The following is a 21,967-nucleotide window of genomic DNA, read 5'->3' as shown; positions in this document are numbered from 1 at the left end:
TAATTTATATTGATCCTCCTTATAATACTGAAGCTGCAAAAGGTGATGGAAACACTGTAGCAAACGATAAAGAAAACATCGCAAATAATAAATTTATTTATCGAGACAAATTTAGTCGCAATGGTTGACTAAATATGATGAATGAAAGATTGGTAATGGCTAAAAAACTTCTACGTAAAGATGGGGTCATATTTGTTTCTATCGATGATAGCGAACAAGCATATTTGAAAGTTTTAATGGATGAAATTTTTGGTGAAGAGAATTTTATAAGTTCTCTACCATTTATTTCAAACTTAAAAGGAAGACAAGCTAACACATCTTTTGCAAAAACGCATGAATATGTCATTGTTTATAAAAACACCGATTTTGACTTTATAGGTTTAGATGACAAATGAGTAACTAAAACAATGCCTGCCGTTTACAAAGAAAGAACTTCAAAAGTATACGAAGATGAAAAAGGTAAATACGTTACTCAAAATGATTTAAGTAATTCCAATAGTAAATTCAATGTTAAAACAAGACCTTATTTATGTTATGAAATATTTCTAAATAAAAAAAATAATGATATTTATCCCACATTAGAAAAAACTAAATATACTTTTACATCAGTATGACCTAGAGTAGTGAATGGATTACAAGGAGTTTGAAGATGAAGTGGAAATAAAGTATTAAAAGAATGAAAAAACCTTGTTTTTGAACAAAATACTAAAGGAAATTGAACTATAAAAACAAAGAAAAGAGATCTTTCTTGAATTTGTAAATCCCTTATTTTAGGGCCTTCACTAAATACTAAAAACGGCAATGATTTATTATTAAAAAAATTGAATATTAATTGAACTGATGTAAATAAAAATCCATTTAATACTTGTAAGCCAATAGACTTAATCATTTTAATTCTAAAATTACATAAAAATAAAAATGCACGTATTTTAGATTTTTTTGCTGGTTCAGGTACAACTGCTCAAGCAGTAATGGAACTTAATAGAGAAGATGGTGGAAATAGAACTTATACCATTGTTACAAATAATGAAAATAATATTGCTTATGATGTTACTTATGAAAGACTTTATCGTATTAATAAAGGAATAGGAACAAAAGGTGAAACATTCAAATGAACTGAAAAAAATGAGCCATTTAAAAATAATTTAAATGTCTATAAAACAGAATATTACGACACAGAAATTGATGAAAATAGTGACTCATTAATTAATCAAAAATTAAAACAAAATTTAAAAGAGGAAATGAATAACTTTGGAATTAATAATTTCAATAATGATAGTAAAGAAATATTAACAAAATTATTATCATTAAAACCTCAAGAAAAGCTTAACTAATATCTCCAAATATTTTCTAATATTATAAAATATTAGTATATTCAAAAACTATAAGGAGAAATAATGAGTAAATTAAGAGAGACATATTTAGCTAAACTTAACCTAGTTCAAGATGTTGAATTTAACAAAGATCAAAAAGAATTAGCTAAAAAAATATTAAATAAAGTTGATGATGAAGATTTACAATCAGTGTATCAACTACTATTAAGAAGAGTAAAAACAGGATTTGTTTTTGATATTGCTCCCGAAGTAAATTCAAAGCAAGTTGTTTTACTTAAAAAAGATGAAAAATTAAGTTTTAATGATAACCTAGCAAACGTTGAGGATCAAAATACATTAATTATTGGCGAAAACTATGACGCGCTAAAAAATTTAATTTTAATTGAGGCAGAGAGAGAGAGAGAGAGAGTATTCTAAGTTCGACATAATTTATATTGATCCTCCTTATAATACTGAAGCTGCAAAAGGTGACGGAAACATTGTGGCCAATGACAAAGAACAAATTTTAAATAATAAATTCATTTATCGAGACAAATTTAGCCGCAATGGTTGACTAAATATGATGAATGAAAGATTGCTAATGGCTAAAAAACTTCTACGTGAAGACGGAGTCATTTTTGTTTCTATCGATGATAGCGAACAAGCATATTTGAAAGTTTTAATGGATGAAATTTTTGGCGAAGAGAATTTTGTTACAAACTTTATTTGACAAAAAAAATCAGGTGGAGGGGCAGCTGCATATATCTATGAAGGACATGAGTACATAATTTGCTATGGAAAAAACAAAAAATTAATTAAAAATAAACTCGGAGTTCTTAAAGAAGTAAATAAGAAAAATTTGAACAAAGACTCCAAAGGTATTTATTATCTAGAATTGGATAAAATTCGAAAAGAATATGGAAAACATTTAGAAAAGTCACTTCATAGAAATTGTTTTTATGAAGAACTAGAAATCTACAAAAACGAAGAGCAAATTAAAAAAATTGAAGAAAAACTAAAAAATAAAGAATATGAGTTAGTTTACTCAGACAAACATAAAATGCATTTCATAGCTGAAAAGAAATATCTTGTTTTAGACAAATACATTTGAGTAAATCCTTATAGTGTGATTAATAATGTTTGAACTGCAGATGGTAATAATGAAATAGAAAAAATTTTCGGAAAAAGTGCTTTCAATAACCCTAAGCCTATTGAATTACTTAAAAAATTATTTTTTATGACTAAGAAAAGAGAAGCACGTATTTTAGATTTCTTTGCTGGTTCAGGCACAACTGCTCAAGCAGTAATGGAACTTAATAGAGAAGACGGTGGAAATAGAACTTATACCATTGTTACAAACAATGAAAATAATATTGCTTACGATGTTACTTATGAAAGACTTTATCGTATTAATAAAGGAATAGGAACAAAAGGTGAAACATTCAAATGAACTGAAAAAAATGAACCATTTAAAAATAATTTAAATGTCTATAAAACAGAATATTACGACACAGAAATTGATGAAAATGGTGACTCATTAATTAATCAAAAATTAAAACAAAATTTAAAAGAGGAAATGAATAACTTTGGAATTAATAACTTCAATAATGATAGTAAAGAAATATTAACAAAATTATTATCATTAAAACCTATCGGAAAGGACTAAAATGTTTTTAACTAAAACACAACGAAAAGCAGTTAACGAATTAGTTAATATTTATAAAAACGAAATTGATGATAAAAAAATAGTTGAATTTAAAGCTCCTACAGGGAGTGGAAAAACATTTATGATTTCGAATGTAATTGAGCAAATTAGCACAATTAATAAAATAAATAACAAAAAAACTGTATTTATAATTGTTACTTTATCATCATCTGATTTACCTAAACAAATGGAAAATAATATGAATGAATATCGTTTATGATTACCTAATTTGCCAGAAGTTGAAAGAATAGAATCGCCTTCAACTAAAAAAATTAAAGGTGATACTGACTACACAATCAAAATTGTTAATAATCAAATATATATCTTTGGTGCATCATCATTTGGGAAAAATAGAGTGTTGACAGATCAAGGAAAACTTAGAGGTTTCATTAACGAACTAAAAGAACAAAATTATCAAATCATTTATATTAGAGACGAAGCTCACTATGGAGGAGAAAAACTAAAACAAAGAAATAAATTCCTTGATTATGGTGATGATATTGCTTTATTAAAAGATGAACAAAGATACGAATATTTATTGCAAACTAATGCAAATTACATTATAAAAATGACAGCCACACCAAAAGGAAAATATGACCAAGTTGTTATTGATGAATTTGATTTACAATCTGACTCTATTCAATTATTGAAAAATCAAAGAGAGTACAATAATTGAAATACAGAAGATAATGTTGCCAAAAATATAGATGAAATTGATAATGAAGAATTAATTAAAATTGCATGTAAGAAATTCAAAGAAATTAAAAAAGCATATGCCGATAATGAAAAAGAACCTTCTTTAATTGGTATAAATCCAGCGATGTTAATTCAAGTTGATAATGATTCAAAAACAAATTATCAAAAAAATCAAATTTTTCAAGAAAAAATTAAAACATTAACAAAAATTATTGGTGAAAGTGGATTAACTTATTACAAATATTTTGATGAAAATGACTGAGAAACAAACTTTGAAAGAGGAAAAAGAAGTTTACAGGATATTTCTCGTAAGGATAGTGAGATAGATGTAATTATTTTTAAAATTGGACCCGCAACAGGATGAAATATTCCAAGAGCATGTATGTTATTACAACTTAGAGATGTTTCATCTCAAACATTAAATACTCAAACTTTAGGTAGAATTAAGAGAAATCCTAATCCAAATTTCACAGAAGATGATAACGATTCTTCATCTATTAGATTTAAATATTTTGTATATAGTAATATTAAGGAAAACGATCGACAAAGAGTGAATTTGAGACTTAGAGAAGAATTTAAAAATGAAGAATTGTCAAAAGGTGAAATTAATAGTGAAATCATTAATATGACTAAAAATACCGTTAGTCAAAAAAATAAAAAAGAATTTTTTGATTTAATTGTAGCTTCAATAAATAAAAAACAACTAGAAAAAGAAATTAATGAATATTATAAGAAATTAAAAAATGATGGTTATTTAATTGCTGAATCAAGATTCTTTAAGGATAATAAAAATGTTGAAAAAGAAATAGTTGAACGCAAAATTGAAAATTCAATAGAATTAGAACTTTACATATTAGATGAATTTTCAAAACATAATAATTATTTGGATAAAGGTGTTTTAAAAAGTGTTTATGATTTAATTTTTACTAACGAAATTGAAAATAATGTTAATTTTCAAAATACGTTACAATTTTATATATTTTGCTACACAATAATTAAAAATCATTTAGATGAAATAAGATCTAGTTGAACTCAATTGATTTCTAAAATTGAAAGAGAATCTAAAAATCAACTTTATATTTTAACTAAAAACAAAAGACTTCCACTATCGCAAGATGTATGAAAAGACAAAGACAAAATATTAGAAATTAATGAAGAAGAATTTAAATATGCTTATTTCAATCCAATTGAAAAAGATAAAAATAATCATTATTTTGATTCTGAAACAGAGGTTTCATTTATTAGAGAATTAATGAAAAAAATTGAAAGCAACAAATTAAATATTAATAACAATTTTAAATTGTGATCTAGAAATCCGGTTTTCCATGGTTTAAGTTTTAAATATTTCAACGAAGAAAATGAAATCAAAAAATCATATCCAGATTTTGTATTATTATACAATCAACATGAAATACACATTGAAGTTAAATCAGTAAAGGATTATAATTCTCAAAAAACAGAAAAAATAATTAATGGATATAAAAAATATATTGATTCAGACAAATTAATTCAAAATAAGTTAACTCTATCAGTATGTAAATATGATAAAGATAAGAAAAAGATGTCTTTCTATGGTGCTAGCACAAATAATGAACTTAATTCTATTCTTTCTGAACAAAATAATACACTAGATATTGATGAGTTATTTAAGATTATTGAAAAAGAGTAATAAAATTTAAAATCACCTAACTGCAATAGTTAAGTGATTTTTATTATATTTTTATGAAGATTTAAAATTAAGTATTTTATTTTGAGAATCATATTCAAAAGAAATTGTTTTCGTTTCATCTTTTGAAATATTTGATAATTCTTCATAATGATTAAACAAATATTCTGATAGAGGATCAATAAAAAATTTTTCTAAAGTCATAACCAATCCTCTACCGCCCATTTTTTCATCATAATTATTAATTATAGATTCAAAGAACTTATCTAAATTTTCTTTACTTATAATTTCAATTTTTAAACTTTTTTTCTCATATATATTTTTAACAATTCTATCAAATTTACTTTTTAAAATATTTATACAAATTTCTTTATCACTCTTTAAAATAGGATTAAATGGAACAATATTTTTTAAACCAATTCTATTTAATAATTCAGGCCTGTTCAATTCATTTGTGAAATAATTTACAACTGAATCTCTAAAATGTTTTCTAATTGTTTCTTTATCTTTCTTAAAATCACAATTTGAAGCACCAATATTCGATGTAAATACTATAAAGGTTTCACTAAAATCAACCAATTCACCTTTAGCACTTGTTAATCTACCATCTTCCAAAATTTGTAAAAACTTATCTAAAATTTTTCCGTTTGCTTTTTCAATTTCATCAAATAATAAAATGCTAAAAGGTTTTTCTAATACAGCATTTGTAAGTTGTCCACCGTTTTCATATCCTACATAACCAGGAGCAGCACCAATAAGTTTTTGATCTGATTCATCATGATTATATTCAGACATGTCAAATCTAATTATTTTATTTTGATCTTTAAAAATAAATTCACTTAAAGCCTTTACAAGTTCGGTTTTACCTGTACCTGTTGGGCCTGAAAGAAATAAAATACCTTTTGGTTTGTTTGCATATTCTGATGATGATTGAGCAATTCCTTGTAAACCTACAAAAGATCTTTTTAATGACTTTTCAAGTTTTGAAATAGCCTCTTCTTGTCCTTTTACTCTCTCGTTAAAAAATGAGTTGCACATCTTCATTTCTTCAAACTCCATTTTTTCTCATTTAGAGTCTTTTTCTTCAAAGAAAAATAATCTATACAAATCTTTAAATTTATGAATTTCTTTCTTATTTTTCTCATACAATTTTAACATTTGAAGAATCATTCTATAAGAACATCCATCGGTTAATGAAACCGCATTATTTAACTCTTTTGAATTCTCTAATCCTAATTCACTAAACAATACCCTAAATGTTTTGAAAAACAACTTTCTTTCCTCTAAATTTGGCTTTTTAATAATTAATTCTACAAACTCAACATTATTGTTAAAGTTCACACTATTTAATATATCTTGATTATTTATAATAATAATTAGTTTAAATTTATCATTAATATAGTTTGTAGCAGAATTATTTAATATATCTGAAAATAAATTTATGGCTAATCCAATATCTTCAATTCTTGTATCAACATTTTTATCATTAAAAATAAATTCTGATAAATCCAAAATATAAGCACTTTCGTTTTTACTTTTATTATTAACACTATTTACAAATGATTCTTTAATACTTTGAATAAATTCAGAAAAATTAAATGAATTTTTTGAAAATGAAGGTTCTTCAAAATTATCATCTTCAATAGCTATTGATTCACTATTAGAAGCAAAATTGTTATTTTGATTTTTATCATTATCTAATTTTATTTCACCATTTTCAGCACTAATTAAACCATATAAAGGTGAAGCATATATTATATTTTTAATATCGTGTTCAATAAATAATTGTCTAGCTAAATAATCAACTAAGGTTATGGATTCGTAATTTTTTTCATATTTTTCAAATCCTTTTATGTTCATAAATTTTGGGAAAATAAAATCTAATACATTACCTTTTAGTAATACTATATTTTTACTACTTATTTTGTTTTTTAAATCGTTTGTTATTGATTTTTTAAATGACATTATTTACTCCTTACTTTATTTTTAGCCTTATATAAAGGTCTAAAATTATTTATATTTCTAGTAATTTGTTGTGACCTAATTAAGTAATTATTTTGTTTTAAAGCTTTAAAAATTTCATTTGAAGTTTTTTCACAACAATGGCTTTTATAATCTCCTATTTTGTATTCAATTCTTAATAAATCATCGATTAATATTTCAAAATCTTCATCTTTTTTATTTTTAAAATAATATTTTAATTCTACTCGACCGTTATCATTTATTCTACACTCAGATATTTTCATAAGATAATTTTGTTTTTTTAATTCACTATAAATAGTTTTTATAACATTTTGGGCTTCAATAATTTTTTGCTTCTTATCTTCTAAATATGGTAGAAAATCTGACATTTCTTGATATATTTTTATTTTTTCCATTTCTTTTAAAAATAAAAATTTTATTTTTTCGGATTTAATATTACTGTCTAATCATTTTCTTATTTTTAATTTAAATTTTTCCTTTTCTTGTAATATTGCCTCTTTTTCCAATAAATTATCAATTTCTTTACCTAAATTTTTATCGTTTAAAACCACATTGTTTTCTCTAATATTATTAATTGCATATGAAACAATAGAGCCATATTGTTGTATTCATTTTGACAAATTAATTGAATCAGCAGTTGCTTCATTTAGTTGACTTAATAAATCAATATTAGAAATTAAATTGCTTATTTTTTTTAACAATTTATCCTTTGCTTTAGCAATTATTAATTCTTTCCTGCTAATTTCTTCAATTACTATTTCTCCTTTTAAATCATGGATTAATTCACTTTCTAATTTTGATAATTCATGATTTAAAATTTTTGTTAAATTCTTATTATTAATTTCAGATGCTATTTTATTTATATTTGTCTTTTTTTCTTCAAAAATATCAAATATTTCTTTTTCGCAAATTTCTTTTCCTAATGTTAAAACTACACTATGACTCATTTTTTACCTCACTAATTAGTTCATTTATAAATGTAGAATATTCATCAATTTGTTTACTAATTTTAATAAGTTGTTTTTTATTTTCAACTAAGCATTCATAATCTTTCGAATCATTTTTGACTAGGTGAACAATACTATTTAAAAATTGTCTTATTTTGTGCAATTTATTTTTATCTGTTTTTTTAATATTAGAATTATTAATAGCTTGTTCTAAAGTAATATTTCTATTAGAATTCAAAGATAATTCTAATTTTTGTCTTATTTCTAATGCTTTAGCATCATTTTGGCGTTTTAATATCTTATTATCTATGTTAATATTATCTAGATATTTTTCATTTAAAGAAGCGATTTTATCTTCAATTGTTTTACTTTTAAACAAAGGTGATTTATTACTAAAATCACTATACTTTTCCCTAATAGACAATAATTTTTTTCATATTGTTGTGTCATTATTTTTATCGTTGTCACTGATCATTAAAGATAATGATTTTTCAATTTCATTAATTTCGTTATATTTACTTAGAAAATTAGAAAAAACATAATTTCAATTTTTAGAAAATTTGTTTTTATCATTGAACATATCAATGTTAAATGCAAAACTTTCTAGAAGTTTGTTTAAATTATTTTTTCAATAAAACTCATTAATATTATTCGGTTTTATTTTTTTGGCATCTATGAATTTTTGAATAATTTGAATATTGTTATTAAAAAATTCATTATTATCTATTTTATTTAGTAGAGTTAAAAACGAATCAACATTAATTGAGTTAAAAAACGCATTTTCGTCAATATATTTATTTGAAATTGATTTGCAAATGTCAAAAAAGGATTCATTATATAACTCTTCACTTTTTAAAAATTTTTTAAATTCTCCAACAAAATTTTTTAACTGTTTTTCCTTGAATTTTTGGAAAAAATTAGACAAAATTATTTGCTTTATATTTTCATTAATAAAATCTTTTGAATCAATTTTAGTTATACCTTTTGTTATAAAAGTAGTTTCCTTATTAAAAATCTTGATTTTAATAAAAATGTTGTTGTTTATTTCATAAAAATCATCATCTAAATATGATTTATTTTCGAGCTTTAAATGATCCAAAATCTTTTTTGCATTTTTTTCTAATTCATCTTTACTTTTGAAATATTCGTAAAAAGGAATATAGTCATTATTTTTATTACTGATTAAATCTTCATTGTCATTTTTATTTAAAAAATTTAATTCCGACAATGAAAAAGAAAGCATATTATAAATATAATCATTATAAATTTCAGTCATTTCTAGTAATTTATCATACAATTTTGAATTTAAAATTTTTAACTCTCAAATATTTTGCTTTTCATTTTCTAAAACTAATTCAAAATCAATATTTTTAGAAATAAAAGACATATTATCATCAAATTTAGATGAAATTTCCACAATTGCAGAATCTTTTTTTTGTTCTTCAAAATTATTTTGAAACTTTAATTCATAATCATTTACAAGTTCTTTACACCATTCTACTGATAAGGAATCATTTTTTATTTTGTTAAAAATTTCTATTGATTGATTTAGAAATTCATTATTATTATCTTTTTTGTATTTTCAACCTAATTCACTAAAACTATTAACCTCTTTTTTTAAACCTCAAAATAAAACTATTTCGTATTTTTCATTTAATATTTCTTCATTTTCAGATAATTTAAAAAATTTTTGATTATCAAATCAATATTTTATTCTTTTATTTAAATTTATATCTCCTACTAAATTATCTAATAATTCCAAATTTGAATTTTTTAATTTATCCTCAATTACTAATGTGTTATTTTGAATCAAACAATTTAATCTTTGTGCCAAAAACGGTTTTCATTTTTCATTTCATGAATATAATTTATTTAACAAATCAAAAAAATTCATAGTTAAATGTTTATCTCTAAATTTATATATACTTACAACTAATAAAAAATCTAAATCATTAATAATATCATTTTTACGAACTTTAATCCTTTGTTGTAAATTAGAATATGGTAAATAAAAGTTTAATTTATCTTTAATTTTTATCATAAATCAGCTCCATCTATAATTTTTGAATTTGATCTTCCATCTCTAAAATGAATTACATATTTTTTTAATAAAGAGTTTTCAAAAGATGAATCATTAAGAAAATAATCATAAGAACCAACTAAAAATAATTGATTTTTCGCTCTAGAGGCTGCTACATTCATCCTTTCATCTTCGCCTAAAAAACTAATATTTCTGGTTTTTAGCTTAGTTGAGCTTGTTTTCATTCCTTTATCTAAAACAATGTTATTTTCACCTCTAACTAAATCAATAATTATTATTTCTTTTTCTCTACCTTGAAAATTATCAATTGTGTCACATTTAATTTTCAATTTTTTTAATTCATTATTTTTTTGAATATTTTGTCTATGTAATTTAGCTTGATTTCTAGTTAAAGCTATAATTCCAATTTTTCCAATTAAATCAGAATAACCATTATCTTTTTTAAAAACTTTTAACAATAAATTTTCAATTGTAAGCAAATTATATAAATTAAATGTACCGTTATTTAAATCTATACCATTTATATTTTTTAAACATTCATCTTTAAATTCCAGTTTAATACTTGAATTTTGTGACACTTTTCAATCTGCATCACCAAATTTTTCAAAACAATATTTTTCACTTATTCTAGACGTATTTATAAAATTAACATTTTCAAATCGAAAAGAATCTTTAATTTTATATTCTTTTATATTTTTGTTATTTTTATTTCCGTTTTCTAGTTTTTCTTTTTCATCATAAAATAAATTTACAAGTGACATAATATCTGAATTAAATCTATACTGAATATTTAAAAAATCATAAATTTTACAACCTGTATTATTCATTGAGTTACTATTCTTAATTATTTCAATTTGTTTTTTAAAAATAGGTTGTTTCATTTTGCTATTAATTTTATTGCAAAAACCTTCTTTATCATTTGTTGAACTTAATGTTTTTTTGAATTTATCTAATCTATTTTTTTCAAGAGATGACGAATCAAATATTTTTTCTAGATAAACATTATCTATTTCTTCATTTGGTGGTAATTGTTTATAATCCCCGCAAATTATAAATTTATTAGATAAAACAGTTCTAGATAATAACTCTGGTGTTGAGGACTTAGAAACCTCATCAATTATTGTTAAATTTATTGGATAATCAAAACCAATATCCTTACTTTCCAATGTTTCACCCAAACAAATTTCATTACTACTTGTTGTAGTTGAACCTATTAAATTTATTAAATAATTATTAGAAACAAATTTTAAAAAATCATTATTAATACTCAAATCTTCAACCTCTATTCCATTTTTATTATTTTCTAAAAATTCTTGAAACTGAGTGTATATAGATGTATCTAAATCATTTGTATTCTTTTTTAGTTCCTTAATCCTATCTAAAGCATCATTTGGAGTTAGAATAACAATGTTTTTATTAGCCTCGCTTATGAGCCAGTCTTTTAATGCAGAATATTCGTTTTCAATTAAATCAATGACATCTTGAGCTTCTGAACATTGATCATCAATTACACTATCAGTATCACAAATATAATCGTAAAAATTTTCTTTATTTTTATAGCGTTCATTATATTTAACAATATTAAAAATCATATAATTCTTAATTTTCTTAAACCCTTTATATATTTTTTTAAACACAAATTCTCTTCTTTTAGATTTGGGTTTGTCTTTTATTTTTTTTATTAAAGATTTAAGTATTTTCTCAAGTTCATCGAATTTAATTATTTCTGTATTTTTGTTTAAGATGTAATTAAAACTTTTTTTTATAAATTTTTTGTATAAAGAATTGGCATCATATTCATTTTCTCTTGTTACAAATTTACTTTGATTCTTGAATAACACAAAATTAGGATTATCTTGATTAAAGTTGTCTATTCTATCTAAACAATTATTTATAGCTTCATGAGTTGAACTTGTTATCAATACATTTTCATTATTTTTCAATGAAGTTTCAATTATAGCGCTAATGCATTGCGTCTTGCCAGTCCCAGGAGGACCTTGCAAATAAAATAAATCCCTTGTTAGTATTGCTTTTTTTACACATTCTTCTTGTTTTTTATTTAATTTATATTTCGTTAAAACATTATTTTCAAGATTAAATTCTTTAAACCTATCTTCTGGAATAACAGAAGGTTTTATTAATGAATAAATAGAATAAGGGTTTCTATAATATCCATATACCGCTTTATTTAATGAATTAAAAAATCTATAAACTTTTTTTATAAATCCAATATCATACAAATTTATATTTAAAAAATCTCTTGAACTGATCAAAGCTTTTAATTTTATATAATCCCCGCTTTTAATACGCATATCTTCTTCATTATTTTTCAAACTTGCTTTTTTATAATTATTAGAATGGCTTATTTTTACTTTATAAACGTTTTTATCTCGAAACAATTTCAATTTATTGTTTTTGATTCTATTTATGTATCTTAAACTTTTATTTTTTTCTGTTATTTTGTTTTCTAAATCTAAAATTTCTTCATCGTTTTTTTTAATAGTGTTATTCAAATCATTTATTGTATTAGAAAGTTTTTCTATTTCAAAACGTATAAGATCTTCTTTATCATTCTTTGCTTTTTCGCATTGTTTTAAAAAATTTTCAATAATCAACTCGTACTTAACTTTAAATTTTTCTATATTATTTTTTATTTCTTGTTCTTTTTTTAATAACTCTGATTCTCTAATTTTCAATTCTTCTTTTGCTGTTGTTTTATCCAATGTTTTCTCAATATTTTCTAATTCTTCAGCGTCTTTTTTATTTTGTTCTTTAAATAAATTGTAATCCTTATTGTAGTCCTCTATATAACACTGCAAATCATCAACATTCTCAAAAATTCGTTTAAAATCATCGAATATATTAGAATTAATAAGATGATTATGATTATTAATATATTCAATATTATTATTAAAACGGATTAATTCTTTATCATTATTAAATTGATCTTTTAATTTTTCTTTTCGATCTTCATTAGTTTTAATTGAAACACTAATTTCTTCATTTTTCTTCTCTAATGTTTTAATTTTTTCATTGCAGTCTTTAATGCTACTATTGCATTCATTTTGAACTTTAAATTCTTCTTTAAAAACGGGTGAAGAATCAAACTTAAAATCATTTATTTTTTCTTTTATATCTAATTTTATTTTTCAATTTTCACCACTACTATCAGATGGGCTTAAATTGAATTCGTTTTTTTGCATACCGTTTTTTATTGTTGAATTAGTTGTTATTCATAAAAAATAATCAAATTTATTTATTAAATTAGATTCAGATTCTTGAAAATCATTTAATGAATAATTAATTATTTTATCTTCTAATGTTTTATCGTTATTAAAAATTTGACATAAAAAATAAAATAAATCATTATAAAAATGAAAATCAATTACATCATTTTCTCTATTAGAATTTTTATAATCAATAACTCTTGTCATATTATTCAATTTATTTAAAAAATTGTCATTATTAACTCTTAATTCATCAGATTTATCATTTTCTTCTACAAAAGTAACTTCTTTTAAATTAAAAAATACGTTAGATTCATTTTCAAAATAATAAACGTTGTTAAATTCAATTCTATTAATTCGAAACTCTTTTTTTCTTTTTGATTCATTAATACTAAAAAACAATGAAACAGAGTTAGTTCGTCATTTCCAATCATCAGAAACATTATCATTTTTTGCAACTATTACACAATTGTCGATATCTGATGAATTATTTTTAAAAAATTTCTTAGATAAAATGAAACATTGATAGCTAATTTGTAATTTTTTATCTTTATCTTTTAATAAATTAAATGATTTTAATAATTCAATAAATAAGTCTTCATTACTTTTTTCAGTTTTGTTTCAGTTTTTTAAACCCCTCTTCAAATTAATACCAAATAATTCAGAATATTTAATATCATTTTTACGTTTTCCATATCCCAAAATTAAATCTTGTTCTTTTTTATTTTTTGATTCATCATTTCAATTGTTTAACATGTAAAAATTATTATTTAATACTAAAACATTTAAAAACAGTTTATAACTTGTATTATTTTTAGGCACTACTTAAATCCTTTCTATCTTTAATTAGCATTTTTGCTAATTAATTATAAAAAAATATAATATATATATATATATATATGACTAGTCAAGATTTTTAAAAGTAAAAATAACGCAATCTATAGTGTTTTGCGTTATTTTTTTATAATAAACATATTTCGATTAGAATCAAAAGAATAACATAATTGTTTTTTAATTAATTCATCTTCAATCGCTGTTTTGATAGTGCCTGTTCCATGACCAACAATTAAACCGATTTCCTTTTTATCGAAATCAAACAAAGCCAATTCTAATTGCGATATAGCTTCACTTACAGTTAAACCATGTAAATCAATTATTTTCATGTTTTGATTAATATATGATTCATAATTATTAAAATAATTATCTAGATTATAAGATTTTGTTTTTGGTCTTTTAAATTTTCTTGGCATTTGTTACCTCTTTTAATTTTTGACAATTAGGACAATAATATGTTCCTCTTCCATTTATTCAAATTTTATTAATTGGAGTTGAACATACTAAACAAGGTTTATTATTTCTTAAATGAACCTTTAATAATTTTTGGAAACCACCTTTAACACCGTCTACTGAAGTATATGAATCAATGCTAGAACCACCTAATTTAGTTGAGTGATCCATAATACTTTGCGCATGTTTTAATGCTAATGATATTTCTTCCTTTGATAACTGATTTGTAGGCGTATTAGGATGAATCTTTGCTGCAAATAATGCCTCATTAGCATATATATTACCAATACCTAAAACTAGACTTTGATCTAGCAATAATGTTTTAATTACAATTCTTCTATTTTTAATTTTTTTATAAAATTCATCAATGTCTATTTCACCAGGTATTTTACCTAGTTTATCTAAAGGTTTTGTAGTATACAAATCTTGTTTATTTTTTATATAAAAAGTACCAAATTGACGACTATCATTATAATATAAAGCAGTATTATCTTCAAATTCAAATACCAAACAATCATGCATAGTTGGCTTACGAAGATATTTATGAGTAAAATATTTACCCGTCATTCTTAAATGACTCAACAAATATTTATCATTTGAGAGCTGGAAAATAATATGTTTTCCTAAATTGAAAATATTTTTAATAGTTTCATCTATTAAAAAATTATTAAATTCTTTTTCAGTAGTTTCCTTAATTAGTTTAGGTTTAATAATTATTATTTTTTTTATTTTTTTATTAATAACTTTGGGTTTTAAATCTTTTACTACTGTAATTACTTCTGGCATCTCTGGCATATCTTAACTATTATATTATTAATAACTAATATAAATATAAAAAAATGCGATTAATGCAATTATTTAATATTATTTATCATCTTTAAGCATTTTAAACATATTGCTTTTATACACTTCAACACCAGGTTGATTAAATGGATTAACGCCAAGCAAATAAGCACTAATTGCTAGTGAACGTTCAAAAAATTGAAATAAATAACCTAATGTTAGTTCATCAAAAGAATTAAATGTCATAGTAATATTAGGTACTCCACCAGTATTTTTATGAGCTTCTAATGTTCCTTTAAAAGCCGTTCAATTTACTTCATGTAATGTTTTACCATCTAAATAATTTAATTTATCATCATTTTCTTTTTCTATTTCAAAAACAATATCGTTTTTTGGCTTATCAAGAATTAAAATAGTCTCGAATAAAATTTTCGAACCTTCTTGAATCATTTGTCCTAAAGAATGCAAATCTGTTGAAAAAATTCCACTTGTGGGGAACAATCCTTTATTATCTTTACCTTCACTTTCTCCGTATAATTGTTTTCATCATTCAGAAAAATATTGCATTTTAGGTTCATAACTAATCATCATTTCTACTTTATATTTTTTAGCTAAAATATGACGAGCGATTGCATATTTGAAAGCATCATTTTTTAAAATATTGATTTCGTCTGCATCTTTATTTGCTTGTTGAGCCCCTTTTAATAAATTATTAATATCTAATCCAGCGCATAAAAAAGGAAATAAACCAACGGGACTTAAAACGCTAAAACGTCCTCCTACATCATTAGGAATCACTAATTTTTCATAACCTTTTTTAATTGCTAAATCATATAAAACACCTTTTGATGAATCAGTTGTAGCCACAATTAAATCCTTAGCATGAGTTGAACCAACTTTAGTTTCTAATAGCTTTCTAAATTCTCTAAAAGCAATTGAAGGTTCCAAAGTAGTACCACTTTTTGAAATAACATTTATAGCAAATTTTTTATTTTCAACATATTGTAATTGAGCAATTAAACTTTCAGCACTTATTGAATTTCCAGCAAATAGTAATTCCATTTTTGGTCTTTTTTGACTATATTCGCCATAAATAAATTCATATCCACTTTTTGCACCTAAATATGAGCCACCAATTCCAATAACAACTACTATTTCAACTTTTTGCATTTCTCACTTATTTACTATTTGATGCATTTTTTGAATTTCATTACTATCAATATTATTTGGTAATGTCATTCAGCCTAATCAATTACTTTCTAAAACAGTTTTATTTTTTAATGCATTATGAATTTTTAATACTTTTTGTTCATAACTTAATAATTCTTTTTCACTAACTACATCATTTAAATTTAAATTTAATAATTTCATTTTTTTCTCCTTAAATAACAAACGGATTAATCTTATCTAGATAACACTCGTAAATCAATGATCAGTACAAAAAATTAATTAAATAACCTAATGAAAATTCTGAGTTATTTTCAATAGTTATTCTAGTTAAAGGTATATTAGCAATATTAGTTAATGTGGCTACAACACCATCATTAACACTTTTTGCATAATAACTAATAGCACTTTCTTTTAATTTTATTAATCCATCGTCAAAATTAATTTCATCACTTATTCTAAAATCATTTTTTTCAGCATCTATTTCAAAATATGTCACGTAAATATTTTTATTGTTATCTAATAAATATTGTCCATATGTATAAATTTCATTATTAAAAATAATTTCACTTGTAAATATATCATTTTTTATAAACAAATTATTGTTAAAACTACTTAATAGAGCAAGACAATTTTTTAAAATCTTATTGTTTCCTATCAATAAATTAGTATTACGATATTTTTTTTGTATATATCTTATATAGCCATATTGAAATGCTAAATTTTTTTCTAAATCTAAACCTGTGAAATTATCAGACGCAGAAGAATAACCTTCTAATAATTCATCTAAATCGGCACCTTGTAACAATAACAACAATAAATTGATTTCACTAAAAAAAGAGTAATTATTATTTAAAATATTCGGTATTACTAACCTATTTTTAGAAGATATTTCTAAAAATTCAAATTGTTGTTCTAATGTTTCTTTGCCAATTAAAAAAATTTTTTCTAACGCCCGGTAATAGCCGATGTTTTGTTGAAAATTATTAACTATTACTTTTGCGAAATTAAAAAATAAATCATTAAATTTACTGAATTTACAAATAAAGACACCGGTAGTTTTTTTAGATATTAAATGCTTTAAATTATTATATGTTGTAAATCAATTAAGCGTTTCTAAATCTTCATTAATAAAATGAAACTTAATTTTATTTTTTTGTAATAAATCATATTTAAATAAAAATTGAAATCCAGTTTTAAAATTATTAATATTTATAGTATTAGTCAAAATAATTAAATCTCGAATATTATTGTTAACCAAAATTTTAGCAAAATCATGTAATTCTTTTAAATTACTATCACCAAAATTTAATGCCAGTTCATGAAAACCGAAATTTTCATATCCATCTAAACTCTTATGTTTAATTCCATTAATTATTTTTTTACCTTGATTTACAAGACTTTCATTTTTAAAATCAGGATAATAATTAAAACCCTTTAATTTCATTCTAAACATTATTTGTTATCCTCATTTATAATTTTTGATATTTTTATATCTAATTCAACAGCTTTTTTAAGATTATTAAAACCATGTTTGGTGTTTAATAATTTGCTTTCAAAAAGAGATCTTTGATAAATAGCATGATTAATTTTAAAATTCCCAACGCCTTTTTTACATTTATGATCAACATCTTCAATAATAAAATTAATTTTCTCGTTTGGTCTAAATTCATGCATTAAATTTTTTTTACTTCAGTCGGTTATATTTTTTTTAGGAATAAAAAAAACGTAACTATTTGAAGTTAAAACAGTTAAACCATTATGATTTACTTTTACAATTTTTCCAAACAAAATATTTCCTTTTTTATTCATATTTTAATTATATAGTTAATTTTAATATCAATAAAGATTTGCAAAAAATAGTTAAAAAGAATATTGTCTTTTATCAAAACACTAATTTAACCATAAATAAGTAAAAAAGTAAAAAAATTATAAACTTTAGCCTAAAATTTAAATTTAATAATATAATACTTAATATATTAATAAGAATACAAGTTCCTAATAATATCAAATAAATATTGAAAGAGGTAATTATGAAAAGACTGAATTGCACATATGAGGCAAAAAAAGACCCTAAATATCCATGATTATTAAAACACCCTAAAGTTAAAAAAGGTTTAGCAAAATTTCAAACTAGACAAGAAGCTTTAGAATGATACATGACATTAAATTACGAAACAGCTATTTGATTCCAAAATGATAAAAGAATCTTTGATGGCCAATTAACCATTGATGCAGAAGAAAATGATTATTACTATTATGTTAAGACTTCTATTTTTGATGGTGGAGCAACATACGAAGGTGTATGTAGAGAAATTGATGTAAATCCTGTAACATTTAAGAAAAACGATAAAGCAATGGCTCAAAAAAGAGTTAATAGAATTGATTTTGTTTTATTACATGACCCTGAAACATATTTCCCACCTGAGTTAGAAATTTCTAAAAAAACAACTAAAAAAGATCTTGTTGATGTTGAAGCTATTAAAGCCCAATTTCAAGAACAAATTGATTTATTATTAAAACAATTAGATCAAAATAATGCTGAAGCGGATAAAGAATTACAAGCTCTTAAAGAAGAATTAGCTAAAAAAGATTCAAACTTTGAAGAAATGTCAAGAAGAATGGATTTATTAAGACAAAATAATAGACCATTAGAAGGTGTAGAATATAAAGAATTTAAAGAATTAAATCATGATGATAAAATTGGTGCTCTTGCTTTATACATTGATAAAGTTAAGAAGGCAGCAGAAGGCGCAGAAGAACAAAAAATAAGTCAAGCTGAATATAATAGAATTAAAGAAAATTATGATTTGTTTGATAAAGAATTAAAGAAAATTGAAAACGATGAAACTTTTGAAAATTCACACATTGTTGCTAAAATGCATGAAGAATTAGAATTAATATACAATCAATTACTAAATAAATTTATAGTTAATACAGAATTAAATGATGAAGCTTCAACAATGGCATATTACTATAACGAAGAAGATAAAATGAATGTTCCTGTTAGTTATGAAACATCATTTGTCTTAGTTAAATTAATGCATGTTGGTTTTATTGCTAAAAAATATTACACTTATGTCATTCCTTATTTAGCAACTAAAACTAAATATGCTGTAACAGTTATTAGTGGAGATGATTTTTCAAAATCAATAACAATTGAATCTACACAAGAACACAATATTGTTAATGAAGTTAAAGAAGAACCAGCAGAAGCAGTTGTTGAAGAAGTTATTCAAGAAAAAGAAGAACAAATTATTGAAGAACCTGTTAAAGAAGAAAAAGTTGAAGCTAAAGAAGTTGTTTATGTTGAAGAATCACCAACTCAAATTGTGGCTATTAAAGAACCAGAACAAAATGAATATACAATTAAAGAAGAAATTGTATATGTTCGCCATGTAGCTCCTCAAAAAGAAGATGAAGTTGGTAGTTTGATTGTTAAAAAAGAAAAAACAACTGAACCTGTTTTAGTTGTTGAAGAACATACAACCACAGTTGAAGTTCAAGAAAAACCAAAAAAATATGGATGATTAGTATTTATTTTAATTTTAATTTTACTTGGATTAATAGTTGTTAATGTTTTAGCAATTATACAATTAGTAGGTGCTGGAGTTTTCTTTCCAGTAGCATAATAATAAAAATACCTATTTTAATAAAAAATAGGCTTTTTTATATCTATAAAAACAAAGTGATAAATAGATGTATATCAATTAAATAGGCTTTGTTTTTTTATTATTTATTAAAAATATAAAATTAAGGAAATTTATGAAAAATTTAGAAAAAAATGTAACAACTATAATTAATCATTTAAAAGCAGCGGGTTTTGTTTTTCAAGGAAGCGAAATTTATGGTGGTTTAGCAAACACTTGAGACTACGGACCGCTTGGAACAATTTTTAAAGACAATATTGAAAGTGAATGAAAAAAAGAATTTATACAAAGAGAAAAAAGCAACTTTTTATTAGATTCAAAGATTTTAATGAATCCACAAATTTGAATAACCAGTGGACATGTTTCTAACTTTAATGATCCATTAATTGAAAATAAAACAAATGGAAAAAGATATAGAGCTGACAAACTGATACAAGAAATAGATTCTAATATTATTCCAGAAACTATGAGTTTTGCTGAAATGAAAGAATATTTAGATAAAAATCTTAAAGAATATGAAAATGTTAAAACAGAATGAACAGAAATTAAAAAATTTAATCTTATGTTTGAAACTAAACAAGGTGTTACAGAAGATAGTAAAAGCAAAATATACCTAAGACCTGAAACCACACAAGGAATTATGGTTAATTTTAAAAATGTACAAAGAAGCACTCGTTCAAAATTACCAATGGGTATTGGACAAGTAGGTAAAAGTTTTAGAAATGAAGTAACTCCAGGGAATTTTATATTTAGAACAAGAGAATTTGAACAAATGGAACTAGAAGTTTTTTGTGATCCAAAAGAAGCGGACAAAATACATAATTACTACATTAATAAGTCAATAAATTTTGTTAAAAAACTTGGATTAAAAGAAGAAAACATTCGTTTAAGAAAACACGATGTTAAAGAATTAGCACATTATTCTAGTGCCACTAGTGATATTGAATATTTATTTCCATTTGGTTGAGGAGAATTATTAGGTATTGCAAATCGTACAAATTATGATTTAACAGCACATATGAATGCTACTGGTGAAAATTTAGAATATTTAGATCCTCAAACAAATACAAAATTTGTGCCATTTGTTATTGAACCATCAATGGGTTTAGATAGACTTATGTTTTCTTTATTAATTGACGCATATGATGAAGAAAAAATCTCTGAAAATGAATCTAGAATTGTATTTCATTTTACAAAAGAATTAGCACCATATAAAGTTGCTGTACTACCTTTAGTAAAAAAATTAAGTGATAAAGCAAACGAAATATATCAAAAACTAATTGATAATAATATTATGGCAACATATGATGAAACTGGTTCAATTGGTAAAAGATATAGAAGACAAGATTCTATAGGAACTCCAATTTGTGTTACAGTTGATTACGACACATTAAATGATAATTGCATCACAATACGTGATAGAGATACAATGGAACAAAAAAGAATTCCAATTGATAAACTTATAGAAAGTTTATAAACACTATAAATATAAGGAATAAACA

15 protein-coding genes are annotated in these 21,967 nt (G+C 23.0%); 6 read left to right on the top strand and 9 right to left on the bottom strand.

What is annotated here, in order from left to right:
* From T388_RS0100965 to T388_RS03635, 4 genes are all read left to right on the top strand, one after another.
* Positions 1 to 1,334 (top strand): DNA methyltransferase (locus T388_RS0100965; RefSeq protein WP_027120478.1); only part of this gene is annotated, 1,334 nt, incomplete at its 5' end.
* Between the two features lie 63 nt (positions 1,335 to 1,397).
* A complete protein-coding gene (locus T388_RS03935; protein ID WP_027120477.1) occupies positions 1,398 to 1,751 on the top strand; it encodes a hypothetical protein in 354 nt (117 codons plus the stop codon).
* Between the two features lie 64 nt (positions 1,752 to 1,815).
* Positions 1,816 to 2,979, top strand: coding sequence for a DNA methyltransferase (locus T388_RS0100955; RefSeq protein ID WP_245598347.1), 1,164 nt, complete (start codon positions 1,816 to 1,818; stop codon positions 2,977 to 2,979).
* A gap of 1 nt (position 2,980) precedes the next feature.
* A complete protein-coding gene (locus tag T388_RS03635) occupies positions 2,981 to 5,383 on the top strand; it encodes a DEAD/DEAH box helicase family protein (RefSeq protein WP_051586175.1) in 2,403 nt (800 codons plus the stop codon).
* 51 nt (positions 5,384 to 5,434) lie between these two features.
* Here T388_RS03635 and T388_RS03930 read toward each other — a convergent pair whose 3' ends face one another.
* The 9 genes from T388_RS03930 to T388_RS0100905 form a co-directional block, all read right to left on the bottom strand.
* Entirely contained in the window at positions 5,435 to 7,345 is a 1,911-nt protein-coding gene (locus T388_RS03930; protein ID WP_051586174.1) for an ATPase, T2SS/T4P/T4SS family, read from the bottom strand.
* Positions 7,345 to 8,310, bottom strand: coding sequence for a hypothetical protein (locus T388_RS0100940; protein WP_027120475.1), 966 nt, complete (start codon positions 8,308 to 8,310; stop codon positions 7,345 to 7,347). Before T388_RS0100940 ends, T388_RS03930 begins: the two co-directional genes overlap by 1 nt.
* Positions 8,300 to 10,351, bottom strand: a complete 2,052-nt coding sequence (locus T388_RS0100935) for a hypothetical protein (protein ID WP_027120474.1) — start codon at positions 10,349 to 10,351, stop codon at positions 8,300 to 8,302. The genes T388_RS0100940 and T388_RS0100935 overlap by 11 nt, the downstream gene beginning before the upstream one ends.
* On the bottom strand, positions 10,345 to 14,400 hold the full coding sequence (locus T388_RS0100930) for an AAA domain-containing protein (protein WP_027120473.1): 4,056 nt from the start codon (positions 14,398 to 14,400) through the stop codon (positions 10,345 to 10,347). Before T388_RS0100930 ends, T388_RS0100935 begins: the two co-directional genes overlap by 7 nt.
* Before the next feature lie 131 nt (positions 14,401 to 14,531).
* Positions 14,532 to 14,828 (bottom strand): Smr/MutS family protein, encoded by a 297-nt coding sequence (locus T388_RS0100925; RefSeq protein ID WP_027120472.1) that lies wholly within the window; start codon positions 14,826 to 14,828, stop codon positions 14,532 to 14,534.
* Entirely contained in the window at positions 14,812 to 15,660 is an 849-nt protein-coding gene (mutM, locus tag T388_RS0100920) for a bifunctional DNA-formamidopyrimidine glycosylase/DNA-(apurinic or apyrimidinic site) lyase (protein ID WP_027120471.1), read from the bottom strand. Before mutM ends, T388_RS0100925 begins: the two co-directional genes overlap by 17 nt.
* A 69-nt stretch (positions 15,661 to 15,729) precedes the next feature.
* On the bottom strand, positions 15,730 to 17,019 hold the full coding sequence (locus T388_RS0100915) for a glucose-6-phosphate isomerase (protein WP_027120470.1): 1,290 nt from the start codon (positions 17,017 to 17,019) through the stop codon (positions 15,730 to 15,732).
* A gap of 10 nt (positions 17,020 to 17,029) precedes the next feature.
* Positions 17,030 to 18,271, bottom strand: coding sequence for a glucose-6-phosphate isomerase (locus T388_RS0100910; RefSeq protein WP_027120469.1), 1,242 nt, complete (start codon positions 18,269 to 18,271; stop codon positions 17,030 to 17,032).
* The gene (locus T388_RS0100905; RefSeq protein ID WP_169733522.1) at positions 18,271 to 18,606 is read right to left on the bottom strand and encodes a hypothetical protein; all 336 of its coding nucleotides are present in this window, start codon (positions 18,604 to 18,606) and stop codon (positions 18,271 to 18,273) included. The genes T388_RS0100910 and T388_RS0100905 overlap by 1 nt, the downstream gene beginning before the upstream one ends.
* A 242-nt stretch (positions 18,607 to 18,848) precedes the next feature.
* Here T388_RS0100905 and T388_RS0100900 point away from each other — a divergent pair, with 242 nt between their 5' ends.
* Together T388_RS0100900 and T388_RS0100895 are read left to right on the top strand one after the other, a co-directional pair.
* Positions 18,849 to 20,447 (top strand): MAG3090 family protein, encoded by a 1,599-nt coding sequence (locus T388_RS0100900; protein WP_027120467.1) that lies wholly within the window; start codon positions 18,849 to 18,851, stop codon positions 20,445 to 20,447.
* A gap of 133 nt (positions 20,448 to 20,580) precedes the next feature.
* Positions 20,581 to 21,942, top strand: a complete 1,362-nt coding sequence (locus T388_RS0100895) for a glycine--tRNA ligase (RefSeq protein ID WP_027120466.1) — start codon at positions 20,581 to 20,583, stop codon at positions 21,940 to 21,942.
* Positions 21,943 to 21,967 lie beyond the last annotated feature (25 nt).

This window comes from Mycoplasmopsis lipofaciens ATCC 35015 (genome assembly GCF_000686585.1).
GTDB classification, from domain to species: Bacteria; Bacillota_I; Bacilli_A; order Mycoplasmatales; family Metamycoplasmataceae; genus Mycoplasmopsis; species Mycoplasmopsis lipofaciens.
The sequence above is the reverse complement of the archived record's forward strand: the minus strand, read 5'-3'. Positions and strand labels throughout refer to the sequence as shown.